Origin of the sequence: Kitasatospora sp. A2-31, from assembly GCF_022288725.1 — a bacterium.
GTDB lineage: Bacteria > Actinomycetota > Actinomycetes > Streptomycetales > Streptomycetaceae > Kitasatospora.
The window spans coordinates 1-15,575 of sequence record NZ_JAKNTA010000027.1; the positions used below are offsets into that span (position 1 = coordinate 1).

General features: G+C 74.4%; 14 protein-coding genes. 7 read left to right on the forward strand and 7 right to left on the reverse strand.

Annotated elements, in window-relative coordinates; all coding sequences use genetic code 11:
• The 4 genes from MCM47_RS37070 to MCM47_RS37085 form a co-directional block, all read right to left on the reverse strand.
• Positions 1–556, reverse strand: a 556-nt coding sequence (locus MCM47_RS37070) for a hypothetical protein (RefSeq protein ID WP_238951415.1), incomplete at its 3' end; no start/stop codon positions are given.
• Positions 557–592: 36 nt separating this feature from the next.
• Positions 593–1,246 carry a hypothetical protein gene (locus tag MCM47_RS37075; protein ID WP_238951416.1) on the reverse strand — a complete coding sequence of 218 codons (654 nt, stop codon included), beginning with the start codon at positions 1,244–1,246 and terminating at the stop codon, positions 593–595.
• A gap of 86 nt (positions 1,247–1,332) precedes the next feature.
• Positions 1,333–1,917: a hypothetical protein gene (locus tag MCM47_RS37080; RefSeq protein ID WP_238951417.1), complete on the reverse strand. Its 585-nt coding sequence runs from the start codon at positions 1,915–1,917 to the stop codon at positions 1,333–1,335.
• 707 nt (positions 1,918–2,624) lie between these two features.
• The gene (locus tag MCM47_RS37085) at positions 2,625–3,704 is read right to left on the reverse strand and encodes a GlxA family transcriptional regulator (protein WP_238951418.1); all 1,080 of its coding nucleotides are present in this window, start codon (positions 3,702–3,704) and stop codon (positions 2,625–2,627) included.
• A gap of 200 nt (positions 3,705–3,904) precedes the next feature.
• Here MCM47_RS37085 and MCM47_RS37090 point away from each other — a divergent pair, with 200 nt between their 5' ends.
• The 7 genes from MCM47_RS37090 to MCM47_RS37120 all read left to right on the forward strand — a co-directional run bounded on the left by MCM47_RS37090 (position 3,905) and on the right by MCM47_RS37120 (position 12,988).
• Positions 3,905–4,828 carry an NADP-dependent oxidoreductase gene (locus tag MCM47_RS37090; RefSeq protein ID WP_238951419.1) on the forward strand — a complete coding sequence of 308 codons (924 nt, stop codon included), beginning with the start codon at positions 3,905–3,907 and terminating at the stop codon, positions 4,826–4,828.
• A gap of 254 nt (positions 4,829–5,082) precedes the next feature.
• Entirely contained in the window at positions 5,083–8,007 is a 2,925-nt protein-coding gene (locus MCM47_RS37095; RefSeq protein WP_238951420.1) for a hypothetical protein, read from the forward strand.
• Positions 8,008–8,225: 218 nt separating this feature from the next.
• Complete coding sequence (locus tag MCM47_RS37100) at positions 8,226–8,681, forward strand: SRPBCC family protein (RefSeq protein ID WP_238951421.1); 456 nt, start codon at positions 8,226–8,228, stop codon at positions 8,679–8,681.
• A gap of 144 nt (positions 8,682–8,825) precedes the next feature.
• The gene (locus tag MCM47_RS37105; RefSeq protein ID WP_238951422.1) at positions 8,826–9,806 is read left to right on the forward strand and encodes a hypothetical protein; all 981 of its coding nucleotides are present in this window, start codon (positions 8,826–8,828) and stop codon (positions 9,804–9,806) included.
• A gap of 88 nt (positions 9,807–9,894) precedes the next feature.
• Positions 9,895–11,049, forward strand: a complete 1,155-nt coding sequence (locus MCM47_RS37110; RefSeq protein WP_238951423.1) for a phosphotransferase — start codon at positions 9,895–9,897, stop codon at positions 11,047–11,049.
• Between the two features lie 138 nt (positions 11,050–11,187).
• A complete protein-coding gene (locus tag MCM47_RS37115; RefSeq protein WP_238951424.1) occupies positions 11,188–11,691 on the forward strand; it encodes a hypothetical protein in 504 nt (167 codons plus the stop codon).
• Positions 11,692–11,884: 193 nt separating this feature from the next.
• Complete coding sequence (locus MCM47_RS37120; RefSeq protein WP_238951425.1) at positions 11,885–12,988, forward strand: NADH:flavin oxidoreductase/NADH oxidase; 1,104 nt, start codon at positions 11,885–11,887, stop codon at positions 12,986–12,988.
• 211 nt (positions 12,989–13,199) lie between these two features.
• Here MCM47_RS37120 and MCM47_RS37125 read toward each other — a convergent pair whose 3' ends face one another.
• From MCM47_RS37125 to MCM47_RS37135, 3 genes are all read right to left on the reverse strand, one after another.
• On the reverse strand, positions 13,200–14,069 hold the full coding sequence (locus MCM47_RS37125; RefSeq protein WP_238951426.1) for a hypothetical protein: 870 nt from the start codon (positions 14,067–14,069) through the stop codon (positions 13,200–13,202).
• A gap of 141 nt (positions 14,070–14,210) precedes the next feature.
• Positions 14,211–14,711 carry a DUF1877 family protein gene (locus MCM47_RS37130; protein WP_308222610.1) on the reverse strand — a complete coding sequence of 167 codons (501 nt, stop codon included), beginning with the start codon at positions 14,709–14,711 and terminating at the stop codon, positions 14,211–14,213.
• Between the two features lie 82 nt (positions 14,712–14,793).
• Entirely contained in the window at positions 14,794–15,444 is a 651-nt protein-coding gene (locus MCM47_RS37135) for a hypothetical protein (protein ID WP_238951428.1), read from the reverse strand.
• Positions 15,445–15,575: the final 131 nt, after the last annotated feature.

The following is a 15,575-nucleotide window of genomic DNA, read 5'->3' on the forward strand; positions in this document are numbered from 1 at the left end:
GCGGCCGGTCCCGGCGGAGATTGAGGTAGGGCTTGAGCGCGACGGCCCCGCCCGCCGCGCCGACCCCCGTCCACAGGGCGCTGCGCCAGTGCGCCGGCCAGTTCCGCTCGTCCGGCAGGACGGCGGGCAGGACCTGCGCCGTGAACCAGTGCGGGACGCCGGGCAGGCCGATGACGCGGCAGGCCCGGCGGAGCCGGTCCAGCGACACGTTCAGCCGCTCACGGCCCGTCGTCCCCGGAATGCCGGACTCGCACAGGAACCGCACGGACGGGGCCCGCGCGGCGCCGAAGCAGGCCGACCACTGGAACGGCAGACCGTTGGCGTTGATCCGGGACAGGCCCGGATAGGCGTCGGCGGTCGCCCGGTCGAGCGACTCCCGGGTCAGGACGTCGAACACGGCATCGAGCCGCTCGGCCGTCGTGCGGGGGAGGCGGGCAGCCGCGGTGAGCGACCGCAGCTGCCCGCCGACCAGCAGGTCCAGCCGGTCCGACCGGTCCGACCGGTCCGGACGGTCCGGACGGTTCGCCCGGGGCGTCGTGGAGATCGGGACCGCCACAGGGGCAGGGGATCCACTCGTCACAGGAGCCACCCGTCAGGGGACCCGCTCGATGATCTCGATGGAGCCGTCCACGCCCCGCAGCCCGGAGGACCCGGTCTGCCCGGTGGCCCCGGGAGCGCCCTGGGCGCCCTCGTTGTTCCCCGTACCCGGGTCACCGCCGATCCCCCCGGCACCGGCGGCACCGCCCAGCCCGCCGGGGCCGCCGGCCGCGGTGCCGTTCACCGTACCGGTCGTGATGGTGTCGGCCACGATGGTGATGTTCCCGCCGCTGCCCCCGTCGCCCCCGTCACCGCCCCGGCCACCCGCTGCTCCCCGGCCGCCGTTGCCGCCGTCGCCGAGCGCGTCGCCCTCGTCCGCGGGCTCCCCGCCGTTGCCGCCCCGGCCGCCGTCCCCGCCCCGCCCACCGTCGCCCCCGCGGCCGCCGCGGCCCCCACTGGTGTTGACGTGGACGCCGACGACGAAGTCCTCGACCTCCAGGACGATGTTGCTGCCGTTGCGGCCGTCGCCGCCGGTGTTGCCGTCGGCCCCGGACTCGCCGTTGCCGCCGGTGCCACCGTCGCCCGGATCGTCGTCGCCGTTCCAGTGGTTGACGCCGGCCCGGCCGACCTGACCGGTCGCGCCGTTCGCCCCGGCGGTACCCGGGAGTCCGTCGACGCCGTCGTCTCCGGGTGCATTGATGTCGGGCATGGTCGCCCCTCTCCTCGTGCGTTCAGTCGTGTGTGTGCTGGGGGCGGGCCGACCGCCCGCCGAACGGCGCAGGTCCGGGCGCGCCGCTACGAACCGTCGACCGAGACGGCGCTGATCTTCACGCTGCCCCGGCAGACGATGCGCCCGTTGCCGTGCATCCGGATGCGCTGTGCCATGAGCGCGTGGGTGTTGGCCGACAGCGTGAGCGTCGCGCCGTCGGCGATGTCGATGTCCCCGGCGGTGAAGATGGAGATGACCGGCTTCACCTCCAGCAGCCACTGGTCGATGATCGGGCGCCACTGCTTCAACGACGCCGTGTTGGCCGTGTGGACGTACTCCCGAGCGGCCAGATAGGCGAGGCGACGCGCCTCGGCACGGGCGTTCGGATCCTTGACCTTCAGGTCCTCCGGACGCAGCAGACGCTTGGTCAGCTCCGGCACCCGGGTGGCCAGCAGGTTCTCGGCGCGACTGCGGCCGTCGGGCACGTTGACGGGGCCGAGGAGCTTGCGCACCTCGTCGATCGACTGCGGCCGCACCTGGCGGTAGCCGGAGGCGAACCGCGGGGAGTCCGGCGAGAGCACGAGCTTCTCGTTCGCCTCCAGCCGCAGGGCCTGCGGCGGGGCGGCGGCGCCGTCGGGGCCGCCGAACGACGCGCTGCTGGGTGACGTCATGAGGGTCCTCCCTCGTGGGGTTTCAGACGTGGCCGCGGCCGGACCGGTGGGATCGGGGCCTGCGCCGCCCGGCCGCCGGCGGCGGCAAAGGCCGGCGCGGCGCGCCGGACCGCCCGGGACGACGCCCGCCCGGGGCGACGCCGCCCGCACCCGCAGCGAACGCTGCGGCCGCCGGGCCGTGGCCACAGTCAGCATGGACCCGTTCGTCCCCGAACGCAGCGCCGGACGCCACCGCGGCCACCCCCGGCCTGGCAGCCGCACCTCCGGCGACCCCGCTCGCACAGGCCCCGCCCCGCGCCGCACCGGGCTCAGGAACCGGCCCCGCAGGGCCCTCCCGCACCCCCGCCCGGGGCCGCGCCACCGCCGCCGGGCGGCAGCCCCGCGACGCTGCTCCTCGCGAGTGACGGACGACCCGACCGGCCCCCCGCTGGCGCCCCGCCACCCCCACCCGCCGGGCCCGGACAGCACGGGGCGTCAGGCGTCAGGCCCCGGACGCCGGCCGGACGACCCTCGCCACGGCGCGTCCCGCCCGGGTCGGGGCGCACGCCCGCCGCGCGTGCGGGACGCTCCCGCCGGAAATCGGCGCCGCGGACCTGCCGGTCGTCCTGCGGGACGTCGACCTGGTCGGATACCCGGCGAGGGAGGTGCCGCCCCGGCGCAGGACCCGCACCCGGCGGTGAGGTCGGCGCCGGTCCCTCCCCGGCCGGCTACCTGCCGGGGGTCCTGCCCTCGGCCGACCGGCTGCCGTCGGCGTCGAGGGCGGGCTCGTGGGGGCTGAAGGTGCGGCGGTAGGCGGCGGGGGAGACCCCGAAGGCCGTCCTCATGTGCGCGCGCAGGGAGTTCGCGGTGCCGAAGCCGCTGCGGTGGGCGACCAGGTCGATCGGCAGGTCGGTGGTCTCCAGCAACTGCTTGGCCATTTCCAGACGTTGGGCGGTGAGCCACTGCACCGGGGTCATCCCGGCCTCGTCGCGGAAACGCCGGGTGAAGGAGCGCAGGCTCATCCGGGCGTGTTCGGCGAGCCGGGTGAGCGGCAGCGGCTCGCCGAGGTGTTCCAGCGCCCAGGCGCGGGTGGCGGTGGTGCTGGCGACGGTGGGTTCGGGCACCGGGCGGTCGATGTACTGGGCCTGCCCGCCGTCGCGCCAGGGCGGCACGACGCACATGCGGGCGGCCCGGTTGGCGACGGCGGCGCCGTGGTCGCGGCGGATCACGTGCAGGCACAGGTCGACGCCGGCGGCCACGCCGGCGGAGGTGAGCACGTCGCCGTCGTCGACGAAGAGGACCTCCTCGTCGACCTTGACCTTGGGGTAGGCGCGGCGGAACTCCGGGGCGAGGTTCCAGTGGGTGGTGGCCGGCCGGCCGTCGAGCAGCCCGGCGGCGGCGAGCACGTAGGAGCCGGAGCAGATGGACACCAGCCGGGTGCCGGGCCGGATGCCGGCGATGGCCGCGCCGACCTCGGGGGGCAGGGGGCCGCCGAGGCCCAGCTCGGGCATCGCGTGCGTGGGCGGCACGATCACGGTGTCCGCGGCGGCCAGGGCCTCGGGGCCGGCGGCCGGCTGGACGGTGAAGCCGGCGTCGCTGAGGACGGGGGCGCCGTCGGCGGTGCAGACCACCACGTCGTAGAGCGGGCGGCCCTCGGCGTCCTGGGCGCTGCCGAACACCCGGGAGGGGATTCCGAGCTCGAAGGGCGGGACCCCGGGCAGGGCGAGCACGGCGATCCGGTGCCGGCGCGGCGGCACAGCCCGATCGCCGTGCTTGTCCGCCACCGCTGCCACCTGCGTGCTGCCCATGGCCAGATCCTGTCACATAGTGGCCAAACGGCCAACACTGCGGCGGGCGGGGATACCGGATCGTGGACCGCGTCGCCGGGGGAGCCCGGCGCCGTACGGCTCGGAACGGGACGTGCGGAAACGGAACGTCGGGAACGGAACGTGCGGGAACGCGCCGTACGGCCCGGAACGACAGCGCAACGAAAGGCGAGGCGGACAGCATGCGAGCGGTGGTCGTGGAGCAGTGGGGCGGGCCGGAGAACCTGGTCGAGCGCGAGGTGGAGCGCCCCGAGCCGGGCCTGAACGAGGTCCTGGTGCGCGTGCACGCGGCCGGCGTGAACCCGGTGGACTGGAAGACCCGGGCCAGCGGCGCCCTCATCGAGTGGGGCACCGTGCCGGTGGTCGGCTGGGACGTCTCCGGCACGGTCGAGGCCGTCGGACCGGGCGTGGGGATGTTCCGCCCCGGCGACGAGGTCTTCGGGATGCCGCTGTTCCCGCGCCAGGCCGGCGGCTACGCCGAGTACGTGGTGGCGCCGGCCCGGCACCTCGCCCCCAAGCCCGCGGGCCTGACCCACGTCGAGGCGGCCGCACTGCCGCTGGCCGCGCTGACCGCCTGGCAGGCCCTGGTGGACGCGGCCGACGTGCGCCCGGGGGAGCGGGTCCTGGTGCACGCGGCGGCCGGCGGGGTCGGCCACTTCGCGGTGCAGATCGCCAAGGCCCGCGGCGCGTACGTCATCGGCACGGCCAGCGCCGGCAAGCACGACCTGGTGCGGGAGCTGGGCGCCGACGAGGTGGTCGACTACCGCGCCGTGCGGTTCGAGGACGCCGTCCGCGACGTCGACGTGGTCCTGGACGGGCTCGGCGGCGAGACGGCCGCGCGCTCCCTGAAGGTGCTCCGCCCCGGCGGCCGCCTGATCACCCTGCCCGGACCGGACGACGTCCCCGCCGCCCAGGACGGCGTGCGGGCCGCCTGGGTCCTGGTCGAGCCGGACCACCTGGGTCTGCGGGAGATCGCCGCCCTGGTCGAACGGGGCGCACTGAAGCCCGTGGTCGAGACGGTCCTGCCGCTCGCGGACGCCGCCAAGGCCCACGAACTCGGCGAGCAGGGCCGCACCACCGGCAAGATCGTCCTCACGGTCGCCTGACCCGGGGGCGGGGGCCGGCCCTCCGGCCCCTGCCCGCCTCCCCGGGACGGGAGCCGCCCGCGGGCGACGGGAGCCGCCCGCGCGCCGGGGTGCCGGTCGCGGCCCGGGGAGCCGCCCGCGCACTGAGGTGCCGGTCGGGGCCCGGGGAGCCCCCGCGGGCGGATGTGCCGGTCGGGCCCCGGTCTGCCCGATCGGGAAGCAACTGTGCGTCAATGCCTCTGGTTGCCGGTGCGGGGGAGCCGAAGACTGCGCGGGTGAAGGATCGACGAACACCGAACGGCCTGCGTGCGACCGCACCCGGCACCGGCCACCACCCGCCCCACACCCAGCCCCACACCCAGCCCCCCGTACTGCGCCGCCTCCTGCGCCGCCTGCTGGCCGCCGTGGTGGCGGCCGCGCTGGCGGCCGGTCTCCTCGGCGCACTGGCCGGCACCGCGTACGCCGTACCACCCGGGTCGCAACTGCCCGCCACCTGGAACATGCTGCACACCCCGGAGGCCTGGAACGCGGCGTACAACCTCGCCCGCACCCGCGACATCGTGGCCCTGCAGGAGGTCCCGGAAGCCCTGCCCAACAACGGCAACCTCATTCACGTCGCCGCCCACACCTCGCCTGGCCACCCCTACGTCATCGACCACTACTACTACGTCCCCCAGCAGCAGGACCTGCCGGTGCGCAACCTCTACATCCTGCGGGACAGCCTGATCCCCACGACGCTGCGCCTGGGCTTCTTCACGGCGCGCGAGGCCCGGCACGTGGAGGTCGTGGAATCCACGATCGAGCAAAGCCGGCCGGCCCTGGCCATCGTCGACGGCGAGGGCGCCGAAGCGGTGATGTTCGCGTCCATCCACGCCTTCTCGGGAGGCGGCGGCGACGCGCCGACCCTGGTCACCCAGGTGAGCGTCGCCGCGGGGGCGGAGAGCGGGGGCCGCTGGGCCGTGCTGGGCGACTACAACCGGGCACCGCAAACCCTGCAGGGCAGCCTGCCGGCCGGCTCCCGCGTCTACCGACCGGCGCAGGCGACCCAGCTCAGCGGCAACGAACTCGACTACCTGGTCAGCAGCATGGACGTCGAGGCCTGGGACGCCGTCCACGTGGGCCAGAACTACGCGAGCGACCACTACCAGGTGTTCTTCGGCGCCCAGCAGGGCGGCGCCGAGACCCAGGTCGTGGCCTACCGGGACACCGGTACCGCGGAGCTCGCGGCCCTCGGGGAGCCGGTGGTGCCCGCCGCCGACGGCTCCCTGGTCGACGCGTTCTGGGCGCAGAGCCACCGGCAACTGTGGCGCAGCGCACGGTCGTTCGCGTTCGGCGACGAATGGTTCGTCCAACTGCAGAACGTCCAGTCGAAGAAGTGCCTGACGACCGGGACCCCCTTCCTGGCCACCGCACCGGTGGTGACGGCGACCTGTTCGCTCAACCCCGCCGCCAGTGAGCTCTGGTCCTACGACCCGGCGCTGCACACCCTCAGCACTTCCGGGGGCCAGATCGTCCAGGCGAGAACGGACGACACCACCCCGGTGATCGCCCTGCGGCCCTTCAGCTCGGTGATGTTCCCCAACCAGCCGGCCGTTCTCGAACAGCGCCCCGTCGACCTGGCCACCTTCTTCAGCGGAGGGACGACGACCCGGGTCGGGGTGGCGCTGGTGGACAGCAGCACCCACCAGCGGCTCCAGGACTACCACCCGTGGATCGGTTCGCACCGGCTCGCCGAGGGCAGCAACGTCAGCAGCGGAGCCGCCGGGGCGGACGAGCGCTGGGCCCTCGAAGTCGGGCCGTGGGTGGGCTTCAAGATCAGGAGCACCCAGCGCAACGAGTACGTCGCCGTGGTGGGGGACGGCACGACGGCGGGCCTGGTCACCGACGCCACCGGGCCGGAGTCCTCGTGGTACTTCGACGGGCCGCTCCTGAAGAACATGACGACGCACGGAGCGATGGGCGACTTCGGCGGCGGCGCGCTCCACGTCGGCCGGACCATCAGGACCGGGATCTCCGTCGAGTCGTACGAGCTCCAGCCCGTGGTACGCGAGATCCCGACCGAGGCCATCGGCAAGGCGACCTCGTTCCTGACCACCACCATGGACCACTACGGCTCGCCCGCCGACCTGCGCGTGCCGCGCAGCTACACCGGCGGCCACTTCGCCCCGGGCGGGGAGTTCGGCCCCGAGGGCTACCAGGCGTCGTTCACCTACGACAACGCGCTGGTCATCACCGCCCTGCTGATGCAGGGGTCGAGCAGCGGCGTCAGCCACGCGATGGAGCTCGGCGACAGCCTGCTCTACGCCCAGGCCCACGACATCGTCCCCGACGGGCGGATCCGCGCCTCCTACGAGCCGCAGCCGTTCGTCACCGCCACCGGCACGCCCTACGGGGGCGGGTTCTCCGTCTACACCGGGAACATGGCCTGGGCGGGGATGGCCCTGACCCGCCTCCACCACGTCACCGGCGAGCAGCGCTACCTCGACGGCGCGCTGAGGATCGCGAACTGGATCCAGGCCAACGCGGCCGACACCCGCGGCGCGGGCGGCTACACCGGAGGCCTGCGCAACAGCGACGGGACCGGCGCCGAGATGACCCCCATCCAGTGGAAGGCCACCGAGCACAACATCGACACGGGCGCGTTCTTCGCCATGCTCGCCGCCGCCACCGGCGACCAGGTGTGGAAGACCCGTTCGGACAACGCCTTCGCCTTCGTGGCCGGCATGCAGGCGGACGACGGCCGGCTCTGGACGGGCACGGGCCTGGACGGCGTCACCCAGAACCGCGACACCGTCCCGGAGGACGTGCAGACCTGGAGCTACCTGGCCACGCTCAGCCCCGCCTACGCCCGCTCGGTCGACTGGGCCGCCGGCAACCTGGCCGTCACCGACGGCCCGTTCACCGGGGTCAGCTTCGGCCGCACCGACACCTCCAAGGTCTGGTTCGAGGGCACCGCGCACCTCCTGGCCGCGTACTACGCCCGGGGCGCCGCCGGTGACGACGCCAAGGCGGCCACGCTCCTGGACACGCTCAAGCTCGCCCAGACCCAGGCGCCCAACGGTGACGGCCGCGGCATCGTGGCCGCCTCCAGCGACGGCCTCACCACCGGTGAGGGCGACACGTACTACGCGTCGCTGCACACCGGTGCCACGGCCTGGTTCGTCATCGCCGCACTCGGGCGGAACCCCTTCCGGCTCTGAGCCGGGACGCCACCCGGGGGCTTCGCCACGCACGGGTCCGTGCGTGTCGAAGCCCCCGCCCCCGCCGGCCTCCGCGGGTGCGCCGGTTGCCGCGGCCCCGCGCAGGGCCCAGATTGAAAGTGGTGCCGTCCGCGGACTCTCCCCGCCCGGTGATCGTGCCGGGCCTGGTCGGCCGACCGGTCGGCCGACCGGCGGGACGGCGTGGAGGAGGTGCGGCGATGAGCACGGTGGAGGAGTCGATCGACGTGGAGGTGCCGGTCCGCGTCGTCTACGACCAGTGGGCCACGTTCGAGGACTTCCCCCGGTTCATGGAGGGCGTGGAGGAGGTCAGGCAGCTGGACGAGCGCCATGCCCACTGGCGGACCAAGATCGCCGGACTGGCCCGGGAGTTCGACACCGAGATCGTCGAGCGGGTACCCGAGGAGCGGGTCGCCTGGCGCACCACCGGCGAGAACGTGAAGCACACCGGCACGGTCGACTTCCAACCGCTCGGCACGGCCCGGACGCGGGTGACGATGACCATGGCCTTCCAGCCCACCGGCTTCGCCGAGAAGGCCGCCGACAAGCTGGGCGTGCTCGACCGCCAGGTCCGGGGCGACCTGCGCCGCTTCAAGAAGTTCGTCGAGGCCCGCGACGCCGGCACCGACCCCCAGTCCGCCTCGGAGAGCGGCTGACACCGCCGCCCCCTGAGCCCCGGGCGCGGGTCGTGGTGTCGGAGCCGGGCGGGGCGGCGGTGACGGGCTAGGCTCGCGGGGTCGTCACGGGCAACCGCGGAGGTCAGGACGGTTCGGTTCAAGCGCGAGGTTGTCATCGGGGCGATGACCTTCTGGCTCCGTCCGGCGTTCACGCTGCGCGTGGTCAAGCGGTTCCAGCTGATCGTGGGTTTCGACCGGGCCATGGCGCTCGCGTCCGGCGCGTTGGCGGCCCTGATCCCGCTGGCGATCCTGTGCGGCACGTTCCTCGCCCTCCTCGGCAGGGGCGACGTGGCCGAGCACATCGTGCAGCGCTACGGACTGACCGGCGGCGGCGCCGAGGCCGTCGAGACGGTGCTGTCCCCGCCCGCGGGGGCGGACGTGGGCGTGGACGTCCTCGGCTCGGCGTTCCTGGTCATCTCGCTGCTGAGCTTCAGCCGGGCGATGCAGCGGATGTTCGAGCAGACCTGGGAGCTCAGACCGCTCAGCGTGCGCAACACCGCGAACGGGCTGCGGTGGATCCTCGGTCTGATCGTCTACGCGGTGGCCATCGGCTGGCTGCACGCCGTCCTCGACCGCGGACGCCACGACCTGGCGGCCGTCCTGCTGGCGGCGCCGCTGACCGGGGCTTTCCTGATCTGGGGCGGATGGATCCTGTCCGCCCGGCGGATCGCTCCCTCCGACCTGGTCCCGTTCGGTGCCATCGCCGCCGTGCTGACGGCCCTCTACTCGGCGGCCGCGGCCGCCTACCTCCCGCGCCTGCTCGACTCCTACGCCAACCGCTACGGCTCGACGGGCGCGGTCTTCGCGACGCTCTCGACCCTGTTCGGCGCGATGGTCGTCATCGTCGGCTCCGTCGCGGTGGGACGGGAGGTGTGCGACGAACTGCGCCGGGTGCGCCGGGGGGAGCGCCCGCCCGAGGACGAGGTCCGCCGCCAGTGGCAGGAGCTGGTCGACGAACTGCGGTCGCGCTGGCGCACCACCGCACCACGCCGCCGCCGCCCGGGCCCACCGGGAGGACCGGGCCGACCGGGAAGCCCGCCACACGAAGAGGACCCGCCACGCGAGGACCCGCCACGCGAGGACCCGCCACGCGAGGACCCGTGACCCGCAGCCCGCTGCGCCCGGGAGGCCGCCCCGCGGTGATCCCCCGCGCGCACGCCCGGGGTGCCGGAGCGGACTGTAGGGTGAGGCCATGGCAGCCGCCCCGCAAGGGATCTCCCGGGTCGATGCGCTGCAGAACCTCCTGACCGACCTCTTCGCCACGCCGGTCGCCGTCGACCGCTGGGAGCGGGTGGCGCCGTGGACCGTCGCCAGGGCCCGCCTCCGGAGCACTACCGGGCTTCCGCGCTCCGTCGTCGTCAAGTGGGTCCCGGACGGGCAACGCGATGCGCGCCCCGCCCCGTGGCGGCTGCGCACCGAACTGGCTGCGCTCCGGTTCCTCGGTGAGGACCTCGGGACCGCCCTCGCCCCCCACGTCATCGCCGCCGACACTGCCGCGGGGTTCCTCGTCCTGGAGGACCTCGCTCCCCGCGTCGCCCTGGACCAGCTGCTTCGGCAGGACGGAGTGGCAGACCACGGCGACCGACTGACCGCGTTCGCCCGCGCCCGCGGTGCGTTGGGCGCGGCCACCGCAGGAGGAGCCGAGGCCTACTACGCCCGCCGGGCCGAGCTGGGACCGGTCGATGCCGCGGCAGACATCACGGGACGGTTCGCCCCGCTCCGGGAAGAGGCGATCCGGCGCACCGCAGCGCTCGGGGCACCCCTCACCGACCGGGCAGAACGCGAACTCGCCGCATCCCTGGAGGAATTGGAGAATCCGGGACCCTTCCTCGCCCTGAGCAACGGGGACGCGGAAGCCAACAACGTCCTGCTCCACGCCACCGGGCCGGCCGACGCCCGTCTCATCGACTTCGAATTCGCCGGCTACACCCACGCGCTGACCGACGCCGTCTGCCTGTACGTACCGGGCCCCGCCTGGCTGAACGTGGGCGATCCCGCGGCCACAGGCGCCGCCGACCATTACCGCCGCGCCCTGGCCCTCGGCATCCCCGAAGCCGAGGACGACCGTCGCTACGGAGACGGCCTCGCCGCGGCCTGCATGGCATGGGCGCTGGTCCGACTGCAGCGCGTCGCCCTGCTCGACGCCCGCTCCCCGGGCGACCACAGCCGACTTCAGCTCATCGCCACGTTGGAGGCCGCCGCACACACCGCCGACACCCACCGGTCCCTGCCCCACCTCACCGCCTGGATGCGCCGCGCCGCCGCAATGCTGCGCCGCCGCTGGCCCGACGCGGACCAGGACTTCGCCGACCCGACGAGGTTTCCGCCCTACTGTGCCCGGCGCTGAGCTCCGGCGGGCATCCGTCCGGGCCCGTCCGCCGTGTTCGGCGTAGTCGATTCGGTCCGCCGAAGCCGCTCCGGGCGCCGCCCCGGCGCTGTACTCTGTCTCACCCCGTTTGACGCGGACGGCAGTTGGGGGGAACCGATGGGGGCAGGCAAGGTCGCGGTGGACGAGCACTACGCGCTGGCGCTGGGGTGCCGGGTGAGCGTGGAGCCCGGGATCGGATCGACCAGGGTCACCTGGAGCATCCAAGGAATCGGGGGCGAGGACAGGAAGCGTCCACGCGAGGGCGACCAGGTGGTCTCGTTCACCTGCGGACGATGCCGGCGCAACTTCTGCGCCACCGTCGAGAGCCGGAGCAAGACCCGCTCCAAGCGGCTCGTCTACCAGGTGGTGGGGTGGCTGCTGCTGCTCTCGCTGCTCGTCACGGTGCCGGTCGTCGTCCACCTGGGCGGGCAGACCGTCGACGAGAACGATCCCGGGGCCACGGACCAGCTGGGGATCTTCCTGCTGATGGCGGTCGTGGGCTTCATCGCAGGGCTGACCCTCGTCCTGCTCGGCCGGGCCCACGCGGGCGTCAGGAAGTTCCGCCTGGTCCGTCCCGACGGCCGGCCCACCGTCTGGGTCCGCGGCCACCGCCTGTTCTGATCGGCGGAGAGGAGAGAGAGCCCGGCGGGGCGCTTCCGGCATCGTGTCCCGGAGCGGGGGCGGCCCGTGCTTGCAAATGGCGCGCGCGTGCAACTATTGTCGAGTCAAGAAAAGAGCATCTGCAAGCACTTGGGAGGGGGCGGCGCCACATCGCCCGCCCCCTCCCCGCGCCGCCGGAGCACCGGGAGTCCCCATGACCACCACCCTCTTCACCCCCTACACCCTGCGGGCGCTGACCGTTGCGAACCGGATCTGGATGCCGGCGATGTGCCAGTACAGCGCCGCGCCGGACGGGAGTGAGGCCGGCGTCCCGACCGATTGGCACTTCACCCACCTGGCGGCGCGCGCCACCGGCGGCACCGGGCTGATCATCACCGAGGCCACCGCCGTCAGCCCCGAGGGGCGCATCAGCCCGTACGACCTCGGCATCTGGAACGACACGCAGGCCGCGGCCTTCCGGCGGATCACCTCCTTCCTCAAGGCCCAGGGCACCGTCGCGGCCATCCAGCTCGCCCACGCCGGCCGCAAGGCCTCCACCGAGCGGACCTGGGTCGAGCGCGGCCGGGCCCTCGCCCCGCACGAGGCCCACGGCTGGACGCCGGTGGGCCCCAGCGCCGTCCCCTTCACCCCCGCCCACACCACCCCCGACGAGCTGACCGAGGAACAGATCCGCGCGATCGTCGGCAAGTTCGCCGACGCCGCCCGACGCGCACTCGACGCCGGCTTCCAGGTCGCCGAGATCCACGGCGCCCACGGCTACCTGATCCACGAGTTCCTCTCCCCGGCCACCAACCACCGCACCGACGCCTACGGCGGCTCCTTCGAGGGCCGCATCCGCTTCGCCCTGGAGGTCGTGGACGCCGTCCGCGCCGTGTGGCCGCAGGACCTGCCAGTCTTCTTCCGCATCTCCGCGACCGACTGGCTCACGGAGAACCCGCAGGACGACCGCGAGGGGTGGACCTCGCAGGACACCGTCCGGCTCGCCAAGGAGCTCCAGGCCCACGGCGTGGACCTGATGGACGTCTCCACCGGCGGCATCGTCCCCGACGCCCGGGTCGAGGCCGGACCCGACTACCAGGTCCCCTTCGCCGAGGCGGTGCGCCGCGAGGCCGGCATGCCCGTGGCGGCCGTCGGCCTGATCACCGACCCGGCCCGCGCCCAGGCCATCCTCACCGCCGACCGGGCCGACGCCGTCCTGATCGGCCGCGAGCTGCTGCGCAACCCCTCCTGGGCGCGCCACGCCGCCGCCGAACTCGGCGCCCCCCTCCCCGGCCCCGTCCAGTACCACCGCGCCTAGGCAGGCCTGGATCGAGAAAGCCACCCGATGGTTCCTGCTGGAGCCGCCACGCGCCGGACGCATCGTGCAGCCGCAGCCGCCGCGGCACGACGTCCGGCCGGTTCCCCACAGCCGCCGACCGTGGGAAAGGCCCGTTCATCTGGACCAGGACCGCCGACGAGATCCTCGACGAAGTCGCCAGCTACTGCCGACGAATCTCCGACTCGGGTCACTAGGAGGCCGGGCCGGCGCCGTCCGTGGCCGGTCTCCGGGCGCGGGTCTCCTCGGTGCGTTCGGGGAGCAGCAGGACGGCGCCGACGAGGAAGCAGACCGCGCCGATCAGGGTCGTGGTGTTCGCCTCGGTGGCGTCGCGGACCTGGCCGGTGACCGGGCTGATGTACCCGGCGACGGCGGAGACGCCGAAGGCGACGGACCCGACGAGGTTGGCCAGCGCGATCCACCAGGCCCAGGACCTCGGCCGCCAGGCGGTCCAGGCGTGGCAGGTCTCGTACCAGGCGAGGAGGCTGGCGACGAGGAAGCACACCGAGCCGATCGCGTCGGGTCGCCAGACGTGCTGGTGGGCGGTGGCCGCGGACAGGTTGTCCGACATGGCGACGCCGGTGCTGACGTTGAAGTACAGGGTGCCGACCAGCTGGACCCCGGTGGCCCACCAGTCGATCCGCCGCGGCTGGTAGACCAGGACCCGCCGGTGCGCGGGGTTGTCCGCCGGCGGCCCGGCGTCGACCGCCTCGCGGTAGCACAGGAACGACGCCGCGGTGAAGAACAGCGACCCGACGAAGTAGGTGACGGTGTCCCAGCGGGCCCCGACCGCGTCGGTGTAGCCGGGCACCGATCCGACGGCGAACAGCAGCGACCCGACGGCGAACAGCACCGCGATCCACCAGCCGCGGGCGGTGGGCGCCCACCAGGTGGACCCGGTGGCGGGTCGCTGGTGCTTGCGGTGGCGCCGCGACTCCCACCGCACCACGACGCCGTCCGGGCGCACGTGGTCGACGAACGTCACCAGGCCTGCGGCGTGCCGGCCGCCCCGCTCCCGCCCGGGCACCGGCGGCTCCGGCCCGTCCGACCCGCTCATCGTCATCGCCTGCCTCCGTTCCGGGTGCTGCCCGGCACCCTGCGGTGCTCTCACACCGTCGCACGGCCGCCCGGGCCTTCGCAGGTCCGGAGGCCCTGCCGCGGGTCGCGTCCGGGTCGCGCCCGGTGACCGCCCCGGGCGGGCCGCTCAGGCCGACCAGACGAGCAGCCCGTGCCGGTACCGCGCGGCGGTGGCGACGAAGGCGGCGAGCGCCGCGTGGTGCGCGCTCAGGTAGGGCAGGGCCGATTCGTCGTCCCACCAGAAGCCGGCCGGGTAGACCTCGGACCGGGCGAGGTCGGCCGCGGTGACGTCGCCGAGCAGGGCGGTGAACGGGAGGTCGGCGAGCGCGTCGGCGGCGAGCCGGACGCGCTCCGGCACGAGGACGCGGGGCGCACCGTAGCCCCAGTCGCCGGCCCCGGGCAGGCCCTCCTCGCCGTGGACGAGGTCGACCGGGAACGCCCGCCGTTCGAGCAGGAAGCGGAGCCCGTCCCAGGCCTTGCCGAGGTCGTGGCCGCGGCGCTCCGACGGGCCCACCGCCCGTTCCGCCTCCCGCGCGGTCACCTCGTCGGCGAACGCCCGCACCCAGTGCGGCTCCCGGGCCGCCCGGGCCAACTCGCGCGGGTCGAGGCGGAGATGAACTCCGACGATGCCTACGAGGTGTCGCGCGGCCGGTGGCGCCGCGCTCCCGGGCCGGACCGCCGCCCCGCCCGCCGAAGCGCTCCTCCTGCGGTCAGAGTCCGATCCGGAGCCGGAGTCGGAGCCGGCACCCGCCGGGGCGGTCGTCGGTGTCGATGCCGACCGTCACCGGGCCGCGGTCGGTCTCCGCCCAGTGGTACCCGGTGTTCCGGCACTGGGCGCGGTCGCCGTCCGGGTCGTACTGGACGTCGAGTGCGACGTACGTCTGCCCGATGCTCGGCACGGCGAGGGTGAGGTCGCAGCCGCCCGGCCGGTTGTCGGTGTCGATCCGCACGGTGGGGCCGAAGGCCCGGGTGTCCCTGCGGATCGGCACGCCGTAGGTGCCCTGGTTGCCGCACTGCGCCGGGTCCCCGCCGCCGGTGGCCTGGAGGGCGTAGGTGAGGGAGACGCCGTCCAGGGCGCGGTCGGGGTCGTGGACGCCGAACGCCAGCCCGCAGCCGCCCGGACGCCCGTCGGTGTCGAAGCGGATGACGTCGGTCCACGTCCCCTCCGCGATCCACTGGTCGCCCGTCCTCCCGCCGCACTGGCCGGGATCGCCGTCGGGGTCGAACCGGATGCCGAGCTCCGCCGGCTGGAACCGCCGGATCCCCGTCTGCGCCTGTGCCGACGGCGCGGGGAGCGCGGGCGCCGCCACGGCCGCCGCCGTCACCCCGAACACCGCCAGCCTGCGTGCGAATCCCCTCATGGCACCGATTCCCTCCGCTTGCGAACCTCCGGACCGGAACCACAGGATGCCGAGGGCGTGGACACGCCAAGCAGAGGTCGCGGCCGACATGCCCGCGCGCCACCCGGAAGACCCAGCCGCCCGCCGCCACC